Here is a 21,394-nt window from a genome sequence, read left to right as displayed (position 1 = left end):
AATTGGATTACACTGGCTCGTTTGACAGCTATCAACCTCACCTCGCTTCCTGGAGGCGAAAGCGCTAGTCACACATGACCAGTTAGCGGCCCCCGGACTCAAATCGTTACCCACGGCTTTACGCGTCGCGGAGGAAAGGCCAATTCGAGGCCCTTTTCTACTTCGAGCGACAAGTTCTGATTGTAGAACGGATCGGAGGCAAGTTGAGGTCCCCATCGCCGAACCATGTAGTCGATCTCTTTCCGAAGCCGATCCGCCTTCTCCGGAGTATTATCAAATCCGCGGCTCACTGACTCATGGTGGTAAAGCTGAGCGTGGGGTGTCCAAATATTTCGGTATGACCTCTCGATAACTCTAAGGCAGAAGTCGACATCATTGAAGGCAACAGGAAGGTTCGCTGCGTCTAGCCCATCTACTTCGTCATACACGGATTTCCGAATCACCAAGCAAGCGCCAGTAACTGCAGACACTGACGACGTAAGCTGGTTTCGCCCGAAATAGCCACCAGCGCTCCGCGGTAGCAAGCGACCTAGTGGATTAGCAACCCCCCCAAAGCCTAAAATAAGCCCGCCGTGCTGGACCCGATTGTCTGGGTACAGCAATTTCGCGCCAACGGCGCCAACCTCGGGCAACACCGCTAGTGAGACCATTTCCGAGAGCCACTCCGGACTGATCACTTCAATATCGTTGTTGATCAAACCCAAAATTGATCCACGACACTGGGCGGCGGCCATATTATTGATCGCTGAGTAGTTGAATTCCCCTACGTAATCAATAACCCGTACGCGTGAATAGGATTTCAACCTGGTGAGAAGTGCAATCGTTTCCGGAAGCTCGCTCTCATGATTGATGATGAGTACTTCAGTATTGGAGTAGTCCGTTCGATTGAGAATGCCGTCCACACAATTTTCAAGCAGTCCCGGCTGGTCCTTCGTCGGCACAATCAACGACACCAGAGGAGCCGGCGACGGAACGCGCCGAAGGACTCGCGTCGCTCCCAACCGCTCAGGGTGAGGCAAGACATCACCCTGGTCCCCACGTCTTTCCAGATGCTCCCTGATGGCGCGCAAGGCCGAATCCGAGCAGACATCTAGGTTTTCCTCGGAATAGGAAGCGGTGCCATAGTCACGACGCCAATGATACAGGACAGCAGGAACATGATGGATACGGTGCGGTAAGGTTGCGTCAGCACACCGCAGCGCTAGGTCGTAGTCCTGACTACCCTCAAGCCCTTCTCGAAATCCCCCCACGCTCTGCACGAGAGACCGTCGGTAGACCCCGAGATGGCTGACCAAATTGTGACCAAGCATGAGGTCAGCATTCCAATCGGTCTTGAAATAGGGCGAATGGCGCCGTCCGATTTTATCGATCTGGTCTTCATCGCTGTAAATGATATCGAGGTCCGAGTTTGCATTCAGCGCAACCACAATCTCATAGAGCGCGTGCGGAGGTAGCACGTCATCATGATCCATCAAGGCAACGTACTCTCCCGACGCCAGCGCGAGGGCGGAGTTGGACGCAGCCGAAATGTTGCCATTGACGTCGCGTCGAAGCCACTTGATCCGTTGGTCTTCAGCAGCGACAGAGCGCAGAATCTCTGTCACGTGGGGGCTTGGTGAAGCATCGTCAGCAACACACAGTTCCCAATTTGGATAAAGCTGCGCACGGACACTATCGATCGCCTCTCGAAACGCCCACGACGGCGGCTCATACGCCGGCATAACAACCGATATGAGCGGTCCATAATCCAGATTCTGGATATGATGGATGATCGCAAGCCGGTCCCGGTCCGACAGCGAATCGAACTCTTGTGTCCATCGAAAATAGCTCTCATCCCGGAGCCTCTCCAGACGCCGGACAAGTCGCTTCAAATTCGTTCGTAACGGCCTTGGCAGCCGCCTCGCGAGCGACCGCAACCGATCGGCGTGCTGGAATATCCTCATAGTGTGGGTGACGCGTTAATCCTCGGACGAAGGTATCATACATCTCAACGCGCGTCCGACGCGAGCTTGGCGTCAAAGCCCTGGGCCGAACCGGTAAAGTCCACCCGAAACCCAACGAGCGTTGCGGCGACTGCAACTCGACGTGCGTGCAACATCCGGATCTCCCCTACGGTTGACCTCGCTGCATTTACACCGACCGCTTAAGCCAAACTGTGCCAGACTATTCAAAACCCGTTCCATAGATCCATCAACCGTGGTGGTCCGTTGCCACGCTGATCACATAGCGTCCATAGTCACCTTTGCCCAACGCTTCACCCAACTTCACAAGTTGATTTCTGTCGATGAAGCCTTGGTTGAAAGCGATCTCCTCGGGGCACGCGATCCGAACTCCTTGTCGCCGCTCCAGCATGGAAACAAATTCGGCAGCAGTTAACAAACTGTCTGGAGTTCCTGCATCAAGCCAAGCAAATCCGCGCCCCATACGTTCGACTGCCAATTGACCGCGTTCGAGGTAGCGCTGGTTGAGATCGGTGATTTCCAACTCACCTCGAGCTGAGGGACGAATATTGGCAGCCAGATCAACGACCTCGTCATCATAAAAATAGAGGCCCGTCACAGCAAAGTGCGATTTTGGGTGTTTTGGCTTTTCTTCGATCGATTCTGCACGACCGCTCTCATCGAACGAAACCACACCGTACCGTTCCGGATCTGCCACTTGATATGCGAACACCGAGGCCCCCGAAGGACGCGATCGTGCATTGGCCAGCAGAGCGGGTAGGCCGTGGCCAAAGAAAATATTGTCTCCCAGGATAAGAGCAGACGGTCCGCCCTCGACGAATTTTGCGCCGATAATGAAAGCCTGGGCAAGTCCCTCCGGCTTCGGTTGGGGTGCATAGGATAACGCCATCCCCCACTGACTTCCGTCTCCCAACAGTGACTCGAAGAGCGGCAAATCATGGGGAGTGGAGATGATCAGCACCTCGCGGATTCCCGCCAGCATCAGCGTCGTCAGAGGATAGTAGATCATCGGTTTATCATAAACCGGCAGCAGCTGTTTCGACGTGACCATAGTCATCGGGTACAGCCGTGTACCGCTACCACCAGCTAAAATAATCCCCTTCACTGTATTCCTCCTTTTACGAGAATTCGGTCCAAGCAGTTGGCCAAAGACACCTCCACTTTCGGCAGCCCTAGTCCAAACAAGGATCTCAACCTCTGGGTCAGGAGTTGCGAGTTTGCAGGCCGTGCCGCCCGGGTCGGATATTCGGACGTCGCAATCGGATCCACGCCCGCGGAGGGACCGCCTCGTTTCGAACTCTGTGCGAAAACCTCCCGCGCGAACTCATACCACGTCATTGCGTCGGGTCCGGCCAGATGGGTTACACCCGTATACTCCGGTCGCCACTGCATGGCTTTCTTCGAAACGGAGATGATTGCCTCCGCAATATCGGGTGCGTATGTCGGGCACCCCTTCTGATCATGCACGACATTGATCCGCTCTCGCTCTCCGGCAAGTCTCAACATCGTGCGAACGAAATTATTGCCGAACGGCGCATAGACCCACGAGGTCCTGAGAATAACGTGACGTGGATTTGCCTCCGCGACCGCAATCTCACCCTCGAGCTTCGACCTGCCATAGACACCTTTCGGGTTAACGCCGTCGGTCTCCAGATATGGAGTCTCTTTGGTTCCATCAAAAACATAGTCTGTCGACAAATGAATGATCGGGAGGCCATGTTCTTTGGCTATCCGACCCACAGTGAAAGCACCATCTCGATTGATCGCAAATGCGCGTTCAGGTTCATCCTCCGCCTTGTCAACGGCCGTGTAGGCAGCCGGGTTGACCACAACATCAGGCCTAAATGTCCTAATTGCAGTCGCGACCGACGCCGGATCCAAAATATCGACGGTTGGCCGCGAGCTGAGACCAACGGTGACATCGGGGTGGCCGGTCGCCGCCTCCCGCAGGCACCGCGCCACCTGTCCTTCAGATCCGATGACGTAGAGCCGCATGGTCCCTCATGCCTTGACGAGTCCGAGTCGCTCACCGGCATAGACCTTTTGTCTCAAAGGTTGCCACCAATCTGTATTGGCTAGATACCAGCGGACGGTCTTCTCAATTCCAGTTTCGAAGGTCTCCTGCGCCCGCCAACCCAGCTCATTCTCCAGCTTGGACGCGTCAATGGCGTAGCGCTGATCATGGCCCGGACGATCCTGCACGAACTGGATAAGATCGTGGTGCGAATGCTCGATCGGCCGCAAGCGATCCATCCACGAGCAAACCTGACGAACCACCTCGATGTTCTGACGCTCGTTGCGTCCACCGATGTTGTAGGTCTCGCCCGGCCTTCCACGGGTCAGGATCAGCCCCAGCGCTCGCGCATGATCCTCGACATAGAGCCAATCGCGCACATTCGAACCATTTCCGTAGACCGGGAGAGGCTTACGATCGAGCGCGTTCAGAATCATAAGCGGGATGAGTTTCTCCGGAAAATGATATGGTCCATAATTGTTTGAGCAGTTCGATACGATGATGGGCACGTCGTAGGTGCGGTGCCAGGCTTTCGCGAGGTGGTCCGAAGCTGCCTTGGTTGCGGAGTACGGAGAACTTGGATCGTAAGGTGTTTCTTCTGTAAACAGTCCGTCGCCGCCGAGCGACCCGTAAACCTCGTCCGTCGAGACGTGGACGAAACGAAAGCTTGGGCTGTTACACGACGACAGATGGCGTCGCGCCGCCTCAAGGAGGGTGAAAGTACCGATCACGTTCGTTTGGACGAAGACGTCGGAGCCGGAAATCGACCGATCGACGTGGCTTTCGGCTGCCAGGTGGACAACGGCATCGGGACGATACTTAGCAAAGATCGCGCTGACCGCGTCCGGATCGCAGATGTCGTGCCGTTCGAAGTGATACCGTCGATCCGAAGCGACGGATCCAAGCGAAGTCAGATTCCCGGCGTAGGTCAATTTGTCAATGACGATGACTTCATATCCGATTGCAATGAAATGGCGGCAAACAGCGGACCCGATGAACCCGGCACCGCCGGTCACTAATACGCGCATCTAATCGTCCTTAAATTGCAAAGTGGAAAGCGGGAGAGATTTCCGACAGCCGCGGTTGCTTCCTGTCTTTCTCCGAAAGAATGATGTCAGTTTTGGAAAGCGGCCAATCGATAGCCAACGCGGGGTCATCCCACGCAATGCCACGATCGGACTCTGGGGCATAGTAATCAGTGACCTTGTAGATAACCTCACAGTGCTTTTCAACGGTGACGTAACCGTGCGCAAAGCCCGGCGGAATCCAAAGCTGCTTCCAATTGGCTGCTGACAGCTCAACGCCCACATGACGTCCGTAGGTGGGCGAGCCCGACCTAATATCGACGGCGACATCGAAGATGGCACCGCGCGTGCATCTTACGAGCTTACCCTGGGAGCGGGGGGGCAATTGGAAATGCAAGCCACGGAGCACTCCCCTCTCCGTCGAATAGACATGGTTATCCTGAACAAATCGATACGCTTCCAAGCCGCAGTCCCCAAAGACGTCCGCTCGGTAAGTCTCCGAGAAAAAACCGCGCGCGTCCTCATGCCTTCTGGGCGTGAACAGGATTACGTCAGGAACCTGTAATGGTTCAAAATTCATGTGCAAGACCCTTTAACTCGCCCACGCGCCGTGCCGCTAACCCAAGCGTCCGGCGGTAACCTGAACTAGAACAGCTGGTCAATGTCAAACCTGTGTTACTCGGCGTGGGAGGATTTTCCGCGAAGAGGCTATGAATGCGATATTTTCCCGCACCAGCAAAATTTCCCTCGCTTAGCCAAGGCCTTAAGCTAGGCCAGCTGCGTGCCCGGGTTCACGACCAAGGAGCCGCCAAACGCTTTAACCTCGTGAGTCGCACGGGATTGCCGGAGGCCAGTTCGTTGGAGTTCCACGGTTGGATCGAATTGATCGATCCGAGCATGGTAGTGTGGCTCGGCTATGCCGGTGTGTTACAGCCCATCCGTTCGAATGCGGCGGCCTTTAAAGCGGGACACCTCGACGGATTGATCACCGATTGCCTTCAGCGCTGCGCGCAGTCGTGGTCCGCGCCAGGACCAACCGGATCATTATACCGTCGCCGAAATCCCGGTTCGGCGGGATCAGCTCGCAGCTCACGCCGGCTCGCAGCAGTCGTCGATGCCGGCGTCCGAAACTGCGGGCGAACAGGGATCTTCGCTCGAAACGGCGCCCGCCACGACCTCCTCGAGGATCGCTACGGCCGCCACTTCAACCATCGTCACCAGCCAGTTCCCCGTCGACCAATGGCATGCGCTGATCGGCGACCCCACCGACGCCGTCCTCGACAGCCTGGTCCATAACGCCCACCGGATCGATCTGAACGGCGAGAGTATGCGGCGAACCCGCAAACCCAGCCGAACGGTCTGAGCAATTGGCGCTCTGGACACGCCGCTACGCTTGGACAACGCAACTGGATTGCCCACATGCCCCCAGCAGGAACAGCAGCAAAAAAATGGGCCCTTCACGCCGCGATTTAAGATTGACCACGTGGCTTCGCCGATGCCAGAACCCAGCCAGTCAGAACGCCTCACGGCCCGTGCGACATCAAATCGGAATGGTGGGCGAGATCATCTCGGAACCCCGGCGAGATCAAATCGGTACACACGGGCGAGATCATCGGAATCCGCATCCATGCCGAACTCGAAGATAAGCACCGAGTTGGAATCTAGAGGATTCCTTAAGTCAGCTGGCCGCAACATGCGGACGTGTCGGGAGGAAGAGGCATGCAGATCAACCTGGTGTTTGACCGCTTCGCAAGCGCAGCTCCCCAAAGCTTCAAGGATGCGCTTCAGGCTGCGGTCAACATTCTCGATACGACATTTGTCGACAATATCACGCTCAATATATCGATCGGGTATGGCGAGATCCAAGGCATCCCGGAACCTTCCGGAAGCGCTTCGGCGGCGCCATCAGCTGGCGTCTACGACAGCTATTCACGGGTCTTCAATTGGCTGACGCAAAATGCATCCGCGGAGGTCCAATCCGGGATTGCTGCTTTACCCTCTGGGACAGCCATTCAAGGGCAGAATGAGGTCGTCGTTTGGCCGGCTGAAGAGCGTCTCTTAGGGCTGTTGCCATCACATGATGGCACTCTGGACGGCGCGGCCGGGTTTGCCACCGACATACCAACAAACCTCTTGACTGGTGTTGCGCTGCACGAGCTCACTCACGCGATGTCTCGCGTCACCTACGACCCTCAGCCTGATATATTGGAACTGTTCCGCTTTAGTGGCGTCGGCATCCGCCTGTTCGACGGCCACGTCCCGAGTCCTGCATCCTATTTTTCACTTGACGGTGGCCGAACTGATCTTGCGGATTACGGACAAAGCTCGGACCCCAGCGACTATTTGAGCACCAGCTGGCACACAACCAACGATCCGTTCAATGAATTCTACGATCCAAGTACCGTGCAATCACTTTCGCGGATCGATATTTTGCAGATGGAGAGTTTAGGCTTCCATGCGGTTCCGCTGCAGCTTGTTCAACAGCCGACGATCCACGCGAACGATTTGAACCATGCTGCCACGGCCTCTGGTTACAACCATTTTATTGATTTACTGAACTTTGAAGCGAGCTTTCCGGATCTGATCGCAGCGTTCGGGCTCAATCAGAACGCGATGCAAAACTGGTATAATCAGCAAGAACCGATCGAGAGGCGGGTCGCGAGCTTCGATGGCCTCGATTATATCGCTTCCTACCCTGATCTGATTGCCGCGTTCAGCAGCGCAGGCACGATGACCGCGGTTGAGGACGCCGGTGCCAGCCACTTCATTCAGTCGGGCCACGGCGAACAGCGCTCGACCTCGTTCAACGGCCTGGACTATATCGCCAGCTACAGCGATCTCATCTCGGCTTTCGGCGTCAATGGCGATGCCGGAGCTTTCCATTTTATCGAACACGGGTTCAATGAACATCGCGCCACGACCTTCGATGGGCTCGACTATATTGCCTCCTACCCGGATTTGATCGGCGCCTTTGGCGCAAATGAACAGTCGGGGGCCACACACTTTATCGGCCATGGCTGGTTGGAGCACCGCACAACCACCTTTGATGGCCTTGCCTACGTCGCCGACTATCCGGATTTGATGCTGGCCTTCGGTGCCAATAATGACCTAGGAGCGGCGCACTATATCAATTATGGCGCCGGAGAGCACAGAACGACGACCTTCAACGTCGCTGCTTACGAGCAAGCCCACCCTGACCTGATTGGAGTATACGCTACCAACGATCAGTTTTTGACCGCGTACATCAACTATTATGCCGCAACCGGTCACTATCTGACCTGAGATCCGCAGGCCTTCGCCATCGACTGCATTTTTAGAACCTCTGGCGTAGCTAATCGTCGTCCGCGCCAGCTCACGGTCGGGGCCTTCTTGGTGCTTTCCGCACCCAAATCGTATCTTAGGGACCTTGTGCCGGGCAGCACGTAGCCGCGACCCTCGATGCCGACGGTGAGTGTCGGAGGCTCGATCCCAGCGGGTCCACGGCCGCGCATCGCACGCTGCAATCGACGACAAGGCTCGATTTGCGAGTCTGCCTGAGTTCTTCGACAGCCTGCTAACTAAATCAACCCCGAGATAGCTCCCAGATAAAGTCCAATCGTTTCGTGGACGTTTTGACGATATACCCCTGATCGCCACAAGAGAAAGATGCGGTTCAGCAGCATGCTCCGGCGCGCTGCCGCGAAATCATCCAAGGTCGACAAGGCTGGTGCCGAGAGTGAGTCCCGCATCTTGTTCAGGGTAGCAATGTTTGCCTCATTCCAATGTTTCATCCGCCGGTTCGCGAACGCTGTAGCTCTGAGGTACCGTTGCCAAAAACCTCGGTTCGCGCCGATCAGGTTATTTCGATGCTGCCGATACTTAAGGCTGGGCACAGGGTCGTAAAACGCTGTCCCCCCTGAGCCGGTCACAAGCTGGTACGACCACCAATCATGGGAGATCAAAGTAACGTCGTCCGGCGCCTGGGCAAGCAGACGTTTAGCCGCCTTATTCATGACCATTGTGTTTCCGCCGCCAATGTTTTGCACCAGCGCATTTTGGAAACTGGGCTTTCGCAGAAACAACGGCGAGAGCCCGGCTGGACGACCGTCCTCCTCAATAAGCTCGGTTCTGGTAAAATAAAGGCGCGGTATGTCGGAGGAGCCCGTGGCAAACCATTTGGCCGCCCTTTCGAGCTTGTCGGGAAACCAGATGTCGTCCTGGTCGCTAAATGCGAATAACTCAGCGCCGGAGATCTCCGCTCGTTTAGCTAACGAAACAAAATTTTGCCAAAACCCTTTTTGGGGTCCTTTGATGAGATCTATTCGCTGCGACACCAAATGGGCAAACTCTCGCACGATATCGACGGTCCGATCAGTTGAACCGTCATCGGAGACAATGAGTTCCCAGTCGTGGTGCGACTGGGCCGCAAAGGACGCCAGTTGCTCTTCAATGTGCGCTGCGCCGTTAAAAGCAGCGAGCAGTATGATGATCTTCTGATTTCCGGGCGGCATCGTGCATCAATAACCAGTATTCCAAACGACGACCGTGGCGAGCCGCCGCGGTAATGGAGATTGAGACGAGCGGAGGTTGAGTGGTCTACAATCCTCCCCGATATAGCATCCCCCTCTCGGCTCCCGCGAGCAATATCTTGCCGAATTCGGGCTCCTCTCGAGCAGGGCGCCGGCTTGCGACATCCACCTCACCGCACCTCATGTGCGCCCACCAATCATTCTGATTCTCGACAGATACGTCGCTGACTTAAGCGCGATGGGCGGGCAGTCTTTAAGAGTGAGCGGCTCCCGGTTCAGCTTCGAGAAGCGAGCGCGGCGTAACGAGCCATAGCAGATAGAGCAGCGCCACGCCGTGCGTAACGAATGCTACCGTAAGTGGAACGTTGAGAAATACCTGGGGAAGCATCGCTCCGGAGAGCAACACGAAGCTTGGAGAAAGCCCCGCCGATGCCCGATTTCCGATAGCAACGACAAATCCGCATCCCAGGACAACAAGCGGAGCGAGCCATGGCCCGACGGACGCGATACCTTCGGTAGCGAATAGCGAGGCGTTGAAGTTACCGAGCCGATAGTGCTGCTGCATTATGACTGACAGCTGCGCATCGTAAGCACAACTTACGAAGGCTTTGACGACCGAGATCTGACAAAAATATGTTAGGTCGTTCCTGGAAAAAAAATGATTGTAGACATCAAGCGCGACGGCCGGAACAGCGATCATACGAAAGTTGACGATTGAGAATGGCAACCCTGCTCTGCCTCCGATCAAGAGAACTGCGAGAAGCGCAACCAGCATAGGCAACAGAAGCGATACTATCGCGGCCAGCCGAAACTCGACGACCTTGATGAGTAATAGAAGAAAAATCAACCAGAACGGCGCAAATAGCGCAAGCTTGCTGAGCGTTATGGGGTATAACAAGAATTGTAGGCCGATTGCGAGCGCAGCGAGCATATGCTTCCGCCGCGCTACAAGGCCCGCGAAAGCAAACGGAAGGAGGCTGCTGATCATCATCGCGAGGAGATAGTTAAGTACCCTGGGCGTAGCCAAATTCTCTCGGGCCGCAGCCATTTCGTCGATCGCAACAAAACTAAAACTGTAACGCGCTCCCGCAAGGACGGTCACTGATGCGAAGCAGAGCAATACGACGAGCAGCTTGTCAAACGCCGCCGAGGAAAGGCGAAAGTCGATTGAGAGCGGACGCGTCCAAAACAACACGGGCAGCAGGAACAGGGCACCGGACGAGAAGGCGGATATGCCGGCAAGCGTATGGTTGTAGTCAAGATCGCTGAAGCAATTGAGCCAGAGAAAGCTCAAAAGCATCGCGTAGAGATAGATGGCTACATAATAGCCGATTGTTGGGGGTGCAAAAATGAAGCTGATCCCGATCAGCGCAAATCCCAAAGCGATCACGGCGGCAATCGCTAGCCGTTGAGGGTCGAAAAATACGTGAAAGACCGCGGGATCGAACGGGATTGGCGCCGCAGTGGTCGCGAGTGCGATCAGGGATGCGCAGCAAATCGCAACAAGTGCGCTGAGCAAGGCGATGCAAGTACGACGGAAACGGATCGAAGGTTCTTCAAGCAAGGCGGACCTGACATGTGAGAGGCGACAGTCCCAGACGCAGCATGCGCGGTCTAAACTTGTTAAGTCAGGGATCGCGTCATTTCAATCCCGGGTCGGGACGGAAACGGGAGCATCACAATCGCCGGACGGACAGCGCTCCGCGAAGCTCAACAAGTACCCAAGCTTGTCCTATCTCATCCAACGCTCAAACGACGCCAAAACGCTTTGAGCCAACCGATTGACGGCGGCATCCTGGTCTCGGTATTTGGATTCCCGCGGCGTCAGCCGACGCGGCGCGTTCACAGACTGCTAGCGTATTGCGGCGTGGTGCATTGTGCGATTGAATGCGGGCAGAAACCACCTTCAATCGACGGACGCCCAGGCCCGATGAACAGCTCTCTTGATGGCCTAGCAAGAAGACCCGCCGTTTTCTTCGATCGGGACGGCGTCCTGAACAAGGACATCGGTTTTCTCTTCGAAAGCCACAAGCTGGTTTGGATCGAAGGCGCCCGCGAGGCCGTGAAGGCTGCCAACGACATGGGCTACTTTGCGTTTGTCGTGACCAACCAGTCCGGTGTCGCCAGAGGCCTCTACGAGGAGGCCCACGTCCAAGAGCTCCACTACTGGATGGCAGCTGAGCTCGGCAAGATCGGCGCGCATATCGACGCCTTCGAATACTGCCCGTTCCATCCTGAAGGGATCGTAGAGCAGTATCGGCAGGACAGCCACCGCCGCAAACCCGCGCCGGGCATGATCAATGACCTGCTGGAGCGATTTCCGGTCGATCTTGAGCGAAGCTTTCTGGTCGGCGACCAGCCGAGGGATACCGAGGCGGCTCGCGCCGCTGGTCTCAAAGGATACCAGTTCTCAGGTCCGAACCTGGAGCTCTTCTTAAAGCCTCTGCTGCTCGGGAACTGAAGGCTGCTCTGTCAAACGCGAGGCCGCCATCATGATCAGAACGTCCGGATGAGCTCGATCACCTCGTCTTGCTGCCGGCGCGTGATCTCGGCAAACATCGGCAGCGAGAGAATGCGGCCCTGATCGCGATGCGCGTTAGGGAACTGCTCCGGCTTGTGGCCAAACCGCGCATAGGCCGGCAGGAACGGTAATGCCGTGGGATAATTGATCGCGGTCTGCACACCATTGACATTGAGATGGGCCGCGAGCCCGTCGCGGCGCGGATGCCTGATCGTGTAGAGGTGATAGACGTGGCTGCGCGCCGGCGCGACCTCCGGCACCACGACATCCTCGATCTGGTTGAGGCCGGCATCATAGACCTCGGCGGCTGCCCGCCGGGCCTTGGTCCAGGCGGCGAGATGCGGCAGCTTGGCCGAGAGGATCGCGGCCTGCATGCCGTCGAGCCGGCTGTTGACGCCTTCGATGTGGTGCTGGTGCTTCACCAGCCCGCCGTGGCGCGCCAGCATGGCCATCTGCTCGCCGAGCGCCGCGTCGTTAGTGACGACCGCGCCGGCATCGCCCATCGCGCCGAGATTCTTGCCGGGATAGAAGGAATAGGTCGCGGCCTCGCCGAAGGTGCCGACCATGCGGCCCTTGTAGCGCGCGAGATGGGCCTGGGCGCAATCCTCGATCACCCACAGCTTGTGCTTCTGCGCTATCGCCATGATCGCGTCCATATCCGCGGGCTGGCCATAGAGATGCACCGGGATGATGCCGACCGTGCGCGGCGTGATCGCGGCCTCGATGGCCGCCGGATCGATCGTGAATGTCGCCTCGTCGGTGTCGCAGAATACGACGGTGGCACTGGAATGGGTGATCATCGCCGCGGTCGAGATCCAGGAATGCGCCGTCGTGATCACCTCGTCGCCCGGCTTCACCTTCAGCGCCCGCATGGCGAGGTAAAGCGCGTCGGTGCCGTTGGCGCAGGACACGCAATGAGCGACCTCGGCCGCCACCGCAAATTCGCGCTCGAAGGCGTCGACATAGCTGCCGCGAATGAAGGCGTTGTCGCGGATCACGCCGGCGATCGCAGCGTCGACCTCGCCCTTGATGGACTGGTATTGCAGTTGCAGGTCGGCATACGGCACCGCCATTGAATTTCCCCTATTGCCCTATTGGCTCGTCAGCAGCCGGCGCGCCGGATTGCCGGCATAGGTGCCTGATATCGTGATGTCCTTGGTCACCACCGATCCGGCGCCGATGACGACGTCGTCGACGATCCTGACCGGCATGATCGTCGCATTGGAGCCGATCGACACCCGGTTGCCGATCACCGTCTCGCGCCACAGCTCCTTGCGTCCACGGGCCGGGCCGCCGGTGGAGAACGTGTCGTTGACGAACATCACACCGTGTCCGACGAAACAATCCTCGCCGATGGTGACGAGCTCGCAGACGAAGGCATGCGACTGCACGCGGGTGCGCGCCCCGACGATCACGCCCTTCTGGATTTCGGTGAAGGGGCCGACGAAGCAGTCGTCGCCGAGCTCGCAGCCATAGAGGTTGCAGGGCTCGACGATCTTGACGCGTTCGCCGAACGCGACATCGCGCACGCTGGCCTGATGCACCTCCGGCCGGTTCACGAAACGACGCCCAGCCGGCTCAGCCGTGGCGTGAAGCGCAGCGCGACTTCCTCGCCGGTCTCGATCGACTCATAGAGAGCCGAGATCAGCTCCAGGCTCTTGCGGCCCTCGAGCCCGTCGACCAGCGCGGCGCGCTGGTTCTCCAGGCAATCGACCACATGGTGATAATAGGCCTGATGGCCGAAGCCGTAGACGTTGGGCGGGTTGACCGAGAACTTCTCCACGACGTCCTTGTCCGACGGCAACTCGTCGACAAATCGCCAGTGCCGGATCTGGTTGACTGCAAAGCCCGAAATCTCGACGGTGCCCTTTTCGCCCAGGATCGAGAGCGAGCCCTCGAGATCGGTCGGGCGCGCCGCGGTGGTCGCCTCGATGATCCCGAGCGCGCCGTTGCGGAACTTCAGCGTTGCGACGGCCGTATCCTCGGTTTCGATATTGGCCAGCGCCGTTGCCGCGCGCGCATGCACGCTCACCACGTCGCCGAAGAACCACTCCAGCATGTCGACATGGTGGCTCGCCTGATTGGTCAGCACGCCTCCGTCATAAGCCCAGGTGCCGCGCCAATCGTCCTGGTCGTAATAGGCCTGATCGCGGCACCAGCGCACCCGGACCGTCCCCAGGATGAGCTTGCCGAAGCGGCCGGCGTCGAGCGCCTCGCGCGCCTTGACCACCGGCACGTTGAAGCGGTTCTGCTTGACGATGAACATCTTGACGCCGGCCTGGTCGCAGGCCCGGATCATGTCGTCGGCGTCCTGCAGCCGCAGCGCCATGGGCTTCTCGACCACGGTGTGCTTGCCGGCCTTGGCGCAGGCGATCACGTGCGCGGGATGCAGCCCGCTCGGCGTCAGCACGGCGACGGCATCGATGTCCTTCCGCGCCAGGAATTCGTCCATGTCGTAATGGGCCGCAACGCCGAACTTCCCGGCAACCGCATCGGCGCGCGCGCGGATCGGATCGCAGACCGCGACAAGGCTCGCTCCCTCGATGTGATTGCCACCCAGGAGATCGGAGTGACGCTTGGCGATACGCCCGCACCCGAGCAGGCCAAATCTAATCATCAAACCGCCTTTCGCTCGGCACCAGAGAAAGGGCTGGGTACATGGCCGGCCCAAAACTTGCAAGCTCTCTATATTCGCAAAACTCCTTTCGAATCAAGCATGTCGGAAGCCAGACGCAGAATCAGGAGCCGCTTTCGCCGCGACATTCCCGCCAGTGCGATTGCCCCCGGAGACGCGAGCGACATCGGGTAGAAAGCCGCAGCTATTGCAGCCAATAGCCTGGTTCGGCGGCATGCTTTATCACATTAAAAGCCTTGAAATATTTGCGCTGTCGTTTCCTGCTTAATGCCGCCGTACTTCTTTGTTCAACCGAGATCCGAACTGATGCGCCGAAACTCGATGGAACGTACGATCGGTACCCCCCACACGCGTAGGGCAAACCCATGGAACATTCGCCTCGGGTTAGCGCCGCTCGTTTTCGCCCACACCGCTTTCTGCTGTGTTTCGCTCATTTTCGTAGCCAGTTTATACGCTCAGTTTCACATTCTGTTCAGAGAATCGAACATCGCTCAGGCCGCAATCTGCGTTGCTGGCCTGAGCCTCATCTCAATCTTGTTTGCTACCGCCAGCTTTAGCTTCGGCTACTTCGTATCATTCTACTTGTACACGATGATCATTGGTTATGTTTGGCTAAGCTACTTCTCGGAATTCAACTATAACACATCATTGGCGCGTCTTTCCGCGATTGCATCGCTCCTTTCGGCAATTCTCCCTGCGCTATTCATGCGCAAGCCCATCACCCAAATCTACGCAATACCTGAGAGGATATTTCGGCACCTTCCCGCAGCCATCATAGTCCTCACAGCATCGACCATCATTCTTGGAGCGTCATACGGATTCAGGGTCGTTGGGCTGGCCGAGATGTACAAGTTTCAGCGTGAAATCGCCTATCCCGGATGGATGAACTATCTTATCGGAATAACGTCCACCGCACTCATTCCCTTTGCCTTTGCGTGCTGCTGGACCCGATCACATCGAGGCCAAGCGCTACTCTGTCTCGCGCTCTCGCTGCTGTTCTATCCAATCACTCTCAATAAACTCGCTCTGTTTACCCCAGCGTGGCTAGGGTTCGTAACGATCCTACTCAAGTTTTTCGAAGAGCGCACCGTCGTGGTATTGTCGCTCTTGGTACCAACGCTTGCCGGCCTCGTACTTTTTGTTGCAATTGGAAATGCAGCCATTCCTATTTTTGGACTCGTGAACTTTCGCATGGTTGCCATTCCTTCCAGCGCGATGGACGTCTACAACGACTTCTTCTCGCACCATCCTCATACCTTTTTTTGCCACGTCTCGATTTTGAAGTTTTTAGACTGCCCATATAAAGATCAACTGGGCGTCGTGCTCGCCAAAGAGTACCAACTCGGCAACTTCAATGCGTCGTTCCTGGCCACGGAAGGCGTCGCGGCGGTCGGGCATCGATTGGCGCCTGTATCAAGTTTTTTATGCGGCGTGGCTATTGGCTTAGCAAACCGAATGAGCGCCGGCCTCCGCCCTTCATTTATTCTGATTTCCAGTGCGATCTTGCCGCAGGTCTTCCTAAATGTTCCCTTCTCAACAATACTTTTCACACATGGAGCCGCGATCCTGTTCCTCCTGTGGTACATAGCTCCTCGAGATGATGAGGAAGCGAGCCGAGAACCAGGCCGACGCGCCAATTTCGAGGCAACGGGCTAGGCAAACAGTCGCAATCGCCAACGAGGCAAACCTACCCTGGCCGCCATGGCTCGGTTGACAGCTGCTTAAGACTAGTCCGAATTCGCTCTCGCTAGGGAGCTCGGATATCCAATCGGCAAGAGCTCACGCTGGGGATTGCAGGAGATCGTCGGCAAACGCCTTTACTCCGTTGTAACTGAGAGAGGCGAACGCCCAGATCTGGCGATGCAAGCGCATACGAAACACCGTGTGCTTTAGTCAGCCTAGCGGCCCCAAGCTTGAACTCTTGGCCTGCTGTATGGTAGCCGCAAAACTCGCTGCGAACGCGCTGACATCGCCGTCCTGGTGCGGGACCACGTTTCGAATGGTGAGCCCATGAGTTTCCTGCGCGACCTGCATCAGGTGGTCTGCCAACGCGACCGGATCGTCGACGCCGAAATAGCGGGCACTACCTGCGGTCTGTTCCCGGTGCACGTCGATATCAGACAGGATCATCGGAACACCAAACGACTTCGCCTCCTCGACGGTCGTGCTCCAGCCCTCGAAGCGTGATGGATTGATCAGTGCGGCTGATGCGCGCAGCAGCGCGTAGACATGCGGCAGCGGGATAACGCCGAGGTGGCGGAACCGCGCTTCAAGGCCGCGCTTTTGAATTTCAGAATTGACCAGATCGTAATAGCCCGGCTCGCGCCGGTCTTCCTTGCCGCCGGATGCACAGATCACCACGTCGACCGCCCGCTCCTTCAGGATCGTCAAGGCGTCGACGACGAGCTGGTGGTTCTTGTGGCGATAGAACTGATTGGGCAGATAGAAATAGTTCGCCGGCAGATGATATGCCGCGATCACGTCCGACGGGTCGGTGTTCAGGAACGCGGCCGGCGGCTGGGTCGCGAAGCGAACGACGCAGATCTTGTTTCTTGCGCCTGGATAGGAGGCCTTGAAATCACGCAGCGCGCTCTCGCTGCTCAGCATGATGGTGCGGCCCGAGGCGATTTGCATGCGAAAGCCAAGCTCGCGGCGCCAGCGTGCCGTCGTTGGAAACAGTTGCGGCAGCGAGCGGTGCTGCAGATCCGGAATCCACGCCACTGCCGGGATAGGTAGCCGCCAACCAAAGAAGCGCGCGGCCTCCACGACGACATCAATGCGAGCGGATCGAAACGACGCCGCGGCTCCACGGTCCAGACCAAGCCCGAGTGCCGCGGCCAACCCTGGCTGTCCATCGAACGCTTCCGATCGAACGACCTCGACACCCGGTATCGCGGCAAGCTCCGCGAGCTCATTCTCCTCAGCCCGATTCCCGGCGAAGACAACCGGGACAAATTCGCCGGGCAGAAACCTGGCAAGCGCCGCAAACAGATTGCGCTGATAATTGTAACCACCGGCCCAAAGCCGTCGCGAAATGTGACTGAACGCGAACCGCAATGGGCGGGACGTCACGAAGCCTGCCCCTTGAACCAGGCCACGTAATCGGCAAGGCCCCGATCGAGCGGAATGCGCCAATCGAACCCGATCTGACGCAGCAGGGCATCGTCGGCCAACAGGCTCAGGGGATCGCCGGGCCGGCTTACGCCCGAGTGCCGCACAACGGTATTGCCGCCCCACTGCCGGATGAGACCGGCTGCGATATCGGCAACGCTGGTCCCGCGGCCCGACCCGCCGTTGATGACCCGGAAGGCCGCCGGCGACGACGGTGCCGCAGCGCTTGCGAGCAGCCTTGCGATATCGCGCACGTCGGTCCAGTCGCGGATTTCGTTGCCGGTCCCGCCAAGCGTGAGCACCTGCTCCTTGGCCGCCAGCCGCGAGCAGATGTCCCAGAGCAGCTGCTTGCTCAAATTGGGTCCATAGACCGAGAACAGCCGCACGATCGCGCAGCGGATGCCAAACGACTGCGCGTAGCTCCGGCACAATTGCTCCATCATCAACTTGTGCTCCCCATAGGGCGACATCGGAGTTGCGATCGCGCTTTCAGCGATCGGGCCGACATGGTCGGCTCCATAGACGGCCGCACTTGATGCCGCGATCACGGCGCAGTTCGGCGCGGATCCGCGCAGCCATTCGAGCAGCCGCGCGGTGCTCGCCACGGTTCGCGAAAAGTCCTCGAACGGCCGCTCGATCGAGATGCCGACCGACGATCCGCCAGCCAGATGAAAGATCTGCGCCGGCAGCCCGTGGGCTGTGGCAAGCGCGTTGAGATTGGCCGCGTCGATTTCACCGTTGATCCAGCTCTGCAAACCAAGCCGCCGGGCTTCCGGTGCATCGAGCGCTCCATGCCCGACGCCATGCACCGCATGGCCCGCTCCCGCCAGCTCATGCACGAGATGGCGGCCGATGAACCCGTTCGCGCCTGTGACCCAGACGATCATCGCTCAGGCCTTGTGACAGACAAAAGAGTAGAGCCGGCCCGGTCGATTGTCGAACCGTTCGGCCATCGACAGCAGCGAGCCGAACACAAGGCGTGACGCAAACGCGGTTCGCCACAGCGGCGCCACCGGAACCTTTTGCGTCAACCTAGTCACGATCGCCGATTTCAGGGTCTCCAGCGTATAGGGAAACAGGTTGATCGGGCTTTGCAGCGGCGCCAGCGTGTCGATCGCGGAAAAGCCTGCACTGGTCAGCGCGCCGGTGTAGCGATCGAGCAGGAAGGCATGCTCGCCCCCGTAGAGATGATGCAACGGATGCTGCGCGAGGAACTGGGGAAGGTCCGTCTCCTTGCTGATGACATGCTCGCGCGCGGCGATCAGCATGCCACCGGGCCGCAGCACGCGAAACATCTCCTTGCATGCTCCCTCGAGATCGCGCGTGTGATGCAGCACGGCGCGGGCGAAGACGAGATCGAACGCCGCGTCGGCGAACGGCAGCCGCTCGGAGAACTCTTCGACCACCTGGATCGGCAGTTGCGTCTGCCCTGCCAGATCGCGGATCGCCGCTGCTCCCACGATTGCGCTCGGATCCGGCTCGAGCGCCGTCACGGCAAAGCCGGTTCGGGCGAGGGCGTAACTCGCAATGCCGCGGCCGGCCCCGACATCGAGCGCGGCGCCGCACCGGCCGGCCAGCAGCGAAGCGACCGCTTGCCACTCGGAGCTCCGGAAATAGCGTTCGGCAGCGCCGGCCAGCGGATCGTCGTAGAATGCATCGAGCACAAGCTGGCGTTGGTCCGGCTGATTGCGCAGCCAGACCACCGCATCCTCCCAAGTGGTAAACTTGCGCTCACCGTTCATCGGGCCCAAGCTCCCTCACTAATGCGGCCGGATTGCCCGCCACGATCGAAAACGCCGCAACATCCCTGGTCACAACCGCGCCGGCCGCGACGATAGCGCCCTGGCCCACCGTCACACCGCGCAAGACCATCGCACCCGCGCCGATCCACGCATCATCGCAGATTTTGACCGGACTCTCATCAAGCGAGATATCGTTCGGATGCCCATGGGTGAAAATCTGCTGGACCTGTTTGTGCCGCTCGGCCGCCCGCAGCGGGTGCGTGAGATTGTCGAAAACATTCGCCGAATGCGCGATCAGGACGCGGTTGCCGATCTCGATCGAGGTCGCAGACCAGATCCGGGTTCCTTCGCCGACGTAGCACCACTCGCCGATCCTGATCTCTCCACCATGCGCGAAGGTCATCAACTCCCCGCGGATAATACTGTTATCTCCGACGACGATTCGATCGCTGTCGCAACGAATATTGCGGATGCGTGCTGTCCGCATCAATTTTGCACCAGCTCCAAGACGGCAGGTTGCCCGTCCCACGAGTCGTTGCAGGCAATAGTCGAGATTCATCAGCTCAACTCAATCTGGGCGATGGCGTTAGCAGAGCTGCTCGCTCGTTGAACCGATTGCGCCCGCCGCTGTACCGGGCGAACAGACTCGCATCGTCGCCTCCTTTTTTCGGCGCTACAGTGCGGCACGGTACATTCGTCGGCCCATTTGAGTTGATGGATCAAGTTGCTTGCAGATATCATCGCGGCCCCATACCCTCCGGTCGATCTGTGCACCGTCTATCACGGCTCAATCCGCGCGACGAGGTCGATAAACTGCGCCCATTGCGAGGCCTTGCTGTAGGTCTCCTGCACACGGCTCCTGCCTGAGGCGGCGATCGCAGCCCATCGAGGCCAATCCTGCAGGCTGCGTGAGATCGCCTCGGCGGCCCGCTCGGGAGCGTCGTAGGTGCGCATCGTGACGCCGTCCTGCATCGCCTCCGGATAGTTGCCGGCATCCGATACGAGCAGCGACCCGCAGCCCATCGCCTCGAAGCAGCGCATATTGCCGCGATCGTTACCAGCCATGTCGATTGCGCCGTTGAGCACGATCTTCGCTGATCCGAACAGCTCGTAGAGGTCCCTGCCGAACAGCGGCAACCCCGCGATTCGCGCGATGACGTCGGGCCGTCGGTGCTTGCGCAGCGGCAGCAGTCGACCGACCGCGCTTTCGGCAAGCCGTGTCAGCCGCGACGCATCGAGGCAGAACACGATCTTGCGATCTGCGGCCAGCGCAGCGACCTGTTCGAGCGTCCTGCCCCGCGCGCTATGATGCCGCGAATATCCACCGACAAACGCCACGTCGATCGGCCGTTCGCCGTGGCCGTACTGCTCCATGACCGGGTCGATCGCGGGAAAGAAGAGCTCCGCCCGGCACCCCTTGCTGCGCCACGCCTCGAGGATCGAGGGGAAGTTTCCAAGCACCGCGCCATAGGCGGTCAGATCGGCATTTCCGGAGGGCGCGGCGCGCCAGCACAGCGTCTTCTTCACGCAGCCGGGAAGCTTGGCGACAAATGCACTCGGATAGCGCACCGGATCGAGATTGTAGAACACCTCGGTTTTGTGATGCTCGACCTGCGCGAGCAGAATCGACTCGAGCGTTGGTGTCCCCTTGATGCCCTGCTCGCGCGCCCACTGGCGCTGCAGCACGTCGTCGTCGGCATTGGTGAAGAAGGCTTCAGGTGCGCTATCAAGCACGGGCTTGAGGAAATGCGCTGCGCCAAAGCGATCATGCAGGAACACGTCGCGTCGCGCCGCGAAGGTCGACGCCTTTGCCGCGAGCTGGTTCAGCCGCGGCAGATAGGACGGATAGAGACCGCTATTCTGGAACAGACGCATCG

At 58.5% G+C, this 21,394-nt stretch carries 18 protein-coding genes and 1 pseudogene; 4 read left to right on the top strand and 15 right to left on the bottom strand.

All coding sequences use genetic code 11. The annotated features are described in order from the left end of the window. Positions 1-98: 98 nt before the first annotated feature. From Q2M23_RS21290 to rfbC, 5 genes are all read right to left on the bottom strand, one after another. Positions 99-1,871 (bottom strand): glycosyltransferase family 2 protein, encoded by a 1,773-nt coding sequence (locus Q2M23_RS21290; protein ID WP_316396917.1) that lies wholly within the window; start codon positions 1,869-1,871, stop codon positions 99-101. A 319-nt stretch (positions 1,872-2,190) separates the two neighbouring features. Then, entirely contained in the window at positions 2,191-3,066 is an 876-nt protein-coding gene (gene rfbA / locus Q2M23_RS21285) for a glucose-1-phosphate thymidylyltransferase RfbA (RefSeq protein ID WP_316396916.1), read from the bottom strand. Then, a complete protein-coding gene (rfbD, locus tag Q2M23_RS21280) occupies positions 3,063-3,956 on the bottom strand; it encodes a dTDP-4-dehydrorhamnose reductase (protein ID WP_316396915.1) in 894 nt (297 codons plus the stop codon). Before rfbD ends, rfbA begins: the two co-directional genes overlap by 4 nt. A 6-nt stretch (positions 3,957-3,962) precedes the next feature. Next, entirely contained in the window at positions 3,963-5,003 is a 1,041-nt protein-coding gene (rfbB, locus tag Q2M23_RS21275; RefSeq protein WP_316396914.1) for a dTDP-glucose 4,6-dehydratase, read from the bottom strand. 10 nt (positions 5,004-5,013) lie between these two features. Continuing rightward, on the bottom strand, positions 5,014-5,580 hold the full coding sequence (rfbC, locus tag Q2M23_RS21270) for a dTDP-4-dehydrorhamnose 3,5-epimerase (protein ID WP_316396913.1): 567 nt from the start codon (positions 5,578-5,580) through the stop codon (positions 5,014-5,016). A 593-nt stretch (positions 5,581-6,173) separates the two neighbouring features. Between rfbC and Q2M23_RS21265 the strand changes: the two are divergent. Together Q2M23_RS21265 and Q2M23_RS21260 are read left to right on the top strand one after the other, a co-directional pair. Further along, a pseudogene (locus Q2M23_RS21265) lies at positions 6,174-6,363 on the top strand (ATP-binding protein); the annotation flags it as partial. Positions 6,364-6,719: 356 nt separating this feature from the next. Then, entirely contained in the window at positions 6,720-8,282 is a 1,563-nt protein-coding gene (locus Q2M23_RS21260; RefSeq protein ID WP_316396912.1) for a hypothetical protein, read from the top strand. Between the two features lie 275 nt (positions 8,283-8,557). Here the strand turns inward: Q2M23_RS21260 and Q2M23_RS21255 are convergent, their stop codons facing one another. Next, complete coding sequence (locus Q2M23_RS21255; protein WP_316396911.1) at positions 8,558-9,490, bottom strand: glycosyltransferase family 2 protein; 933 nt, start codon at positions 9,488-9,490, stop codon at positions 8,558-8,560. A gap of 271 nt (positions 9,491-9,761) precedes the next feature. Then, the gene (locus Q2M23_RS21250; protein WP_316396910.1) at positions 9,762-11,072 is read right to left on the bottom strand and encodes a hypothetical protein; all 1,311 of its coding nucleotides are present in this window, start codon (positions 11,070-11,072) and stop codon (positions 9,762-9,764) included. Between the two features lie 366 nt (positions 11,073-11,438). Here Q2M23_RS21250 and Q2M23_RS21245 point away from each other — a divergent pair, with 366 nt between their 5' ends. Continuing rightward, positions 11,439-11,969, top strand: a complete 531-nt coding sequence (locus Q2M23_RS21245; protein ID WP_316396909.1) for an HAD family hydrolase — start codon at positions 11,439-11,441, stop codon at positions 11,967-11,969. A 35-nt stretch (positions 11,970-12,004) separates the two neighbouring features. Here Q2M23_RS21245 and Q2M23_RS21240 read toward each other — a convergent pair whose 3' ends face one another. Genes Q2M23_RS21240 through Q2M23_RS21230 form a run of 3 tightly spaced genes read right to left on the bottom strand, consistent with a single transcriptional unit; the run spans position 12,005 to position 14,646 of the window. Next, on the bottom strand, positions 12,005-13,102 hold the full coding sequence (locus tag Q2M23_RS21240; protein ID WP_316396908.1) for a DegT/DnrJ/EryC1/StrS family aminotransferase: 1,098 nt from the start codon (positions 13,100-13,102) through the stop codon (positions 12,005-12,007). Between the two features lie 18 nt (positions 13,103-13,120). Next, positions 13,121-13,588, bottom strand: a complete 468-nt coding sequence (locus tag Q2M23_RS21235; RefSeq protein WP_316396907.1) for an acyltransferase — start codon at positions 13,586-13,588, stop codon at positions 13,121-13,123. Next, positions 13,585-14,646, bottom strand: a complete 1,062-nt coding sequence (locus Q2M23_RS21230; protein ID WP_050383792.1) for a Gfo/Idh/MocA family protein — start codon at positions 14,644-14,646, stop codon at positions 13,585-13,587. Before Q2M23_RS21230 ends, Q2M23_RS21235 begins: the two co-directional genes overlap by 4 nt. Before the next feature lie 339 nt (positions 14,647-14,985). On the opposite strand from Q2M23_RS21230, the gene Q2M23_RS21225 reads away from it, so the two are divergent. Next, a complete protein-coding gene (locus tag Q2M23_RS21225; protein WP_316396906.1) occupies positions 14,986-16,320 on the top strand; it encodes a hypothetical protein in 1,335 nt (444 codons plus the stop codon). A 237-nt stretch (positions 16,321-16,557) separates the two neighbouring features. Here the strand turns inward: Q2M23_RS21225 and Q2M23_RS21220 are convergent, their stop codons facing one another. The 5 genes from Q2M23_RS21220 to Q2M23_RS21200 form a co-directional block, all read right to left on the bottom strand. Further along, on the bottom strand, positions 16,558-17,799 hold the full coding sequence (locus tag Q2M23_RS21220) for a glycosyltransferase family 1 protein (RefSeq protein WP_316396905.1): 1,242 nt from the start codon (positions 17,797-17,799) through the stop codon (positions 16,558-16,560). Next, positions 17,733-18,662: an NAD(P)-dependent oxidoreductase gene (locus Q2M23_RS21215; protein WP_316396904.1), complete on the bottom strand. Its 930-nt coding sequence runs from the start codon at positions 18,660-18,662 to the stop codon at positions 17,733-17,735. The genes Q2M23_RS21220 and Q2M23_RS21215 overlap by 67 nt, the downstream gene beginning before the upstream one ends. 3 nt (positions 18,663-18,665) lie before the next feature. Continuing rightward, positions 18,666-19,517 carry a class I SAM-dependent methyltransferase gene (locus Q2M23_RS21210; protein WP_316396903.1) on the bottom strand — a complete coding sequence of 284 codons (852 nt, stop codon included), beginning with the start codon at positions 19,515-19,517 and terminating at the stop codon, positions 18,666-18,668. Further along, positions 19,507-20,076: an acyltransferase gene (locus Q2M23_RS21205; protein ID WP_316396902.1), complete on the bottom strand. Its 570-nt coding sequence runs from the start codon at positions 20,074-20,076 to the stop codon at positions 19,507-19,509. Before Q2M23_RS21205 ends, Q2M23_RS21210 begins: the two co-directional genes overlap by 11 nt. Before the next feature lie 221 nt (positions 20,077-20,297). Beyond that, positions 20,298-21,392 (bottom strand): glycosyltransferase, encoded by a 1,095-nt coding sequence (locus Q2M23_RS21200; RefSeq protein WP_316396901.1) that lies wholly within the window; start codon positions 21,390-21,392, stop codon positions 20,298-20,300. Positions 21,393-21,394: the final 2 nt, after the last annotated feature.

The organism is Bradyrhizobium sp. 33ap4 (genome assembly GCF_032654765.1).
GTDB lineage: Bacteria > Pseudomonadota > Alphaproteobacteria > Rhizobiales > Xanthobacteraceae > Bradyrhizobium > Bradyrhizobium australafricanum.
Note: the sequence above shows the minus strand (reverse complement) of the source record. Positions and strands in the feature narration are given on the sequence as shown.

Bases quoted from the DNA above. Each gene is read 5' to 3' on its own strand.
- rfbD (WP_316396915.1), bottom strand. From the start codon at position 3,956: ATGCGGCTCTACGTCATCGGATCTGAAGGACAGGTGGCGCGGTGCCTG.
- rfbB (WP_316396914.1), bottom strand. From the start codon at position 5,003: ATGCGCGTATTAGTGACCGGCGGTGCCGGGTTCATCGGGTCCGCTGTT.
- rfbC (WP_316396913.1), bottom strand. From the start codon at position 5,580: ATGAATTTTGAACCATTACAGGTTCCTGACGTAATCCTGTTCACGCCC.
- Q2M23_RS21260 (WP_316396912.1), top strand. From the start codon at position 6,720: ATGCAGATCAACCTGGTGTTTGACCGCTTCGCAAGCGCAGCTCCCCAA.
- Q2M23_RS21255 (WP_316396911.1), bottom strand. From the start codon at position 9,490: ATGCCGCCCGGAAATCAGAAGATCATCATACTGCTCGCTGCTTTTAAC.
- Q2M23_RS21245 (WP_316396909.1), top strand. From the start codon at position 11,439: ATGAACAGCTCTCTTGATGGCCTAGCAAGAAGACCCGCCGTTTTCTTC.
- Q2M23_RS21240 (WP_316396908.1), bottom strand. From the start codon at position 13,102: ATGGCGGTGCCGTATGCCGACCTGCAACTGCAATACCAGTCCATCAAG.
- Q2M23_RS21230 (WP_050383792.1), bottom strand. From the start codon at position 14,646: ATGATTAGATTTGGCCTGCTCGGGTGCGGGCGTATCGCCAAGCGTCAC.
- Q2M23_RS21225 (WP_316396906.1), top strand. From the start codon at position 14,986: ATGGAACGTACGATCGGTACCCCCCACACGCGTAGGGCAAACCCATGG.
- Q2M23_RS21215 (WP_316396904.1), bottom strand. From the start codon at position 18,662: ATGATCGTCTGGGTCACAGGCGCGAACGGGTTCATCGGCCGCCATCTC.
- Q2M23_RS21210 (WP_316396903.1), bottom strand. From the start codon at position 19,517: ATGAACGGTGAGCGCAAGTTTACCACTTGGGAGGATGCGGTGGTCTGG.
- Q2M23_RS21205 (WP_316396902.1), bottom strand. From the start codon at position 20,076: ATGAATCTCGACTATTGCCTGCAACGACTCGTGGGACGGGCAACCTGC.
- Q2M23_RS21200 (WP_316396901.1), bottom strand. From the start codon at position 21,392: ATGCGTCTGTTCCAGAATAGCGGTCTCTATCCGTCCTATCTGCCGCGG.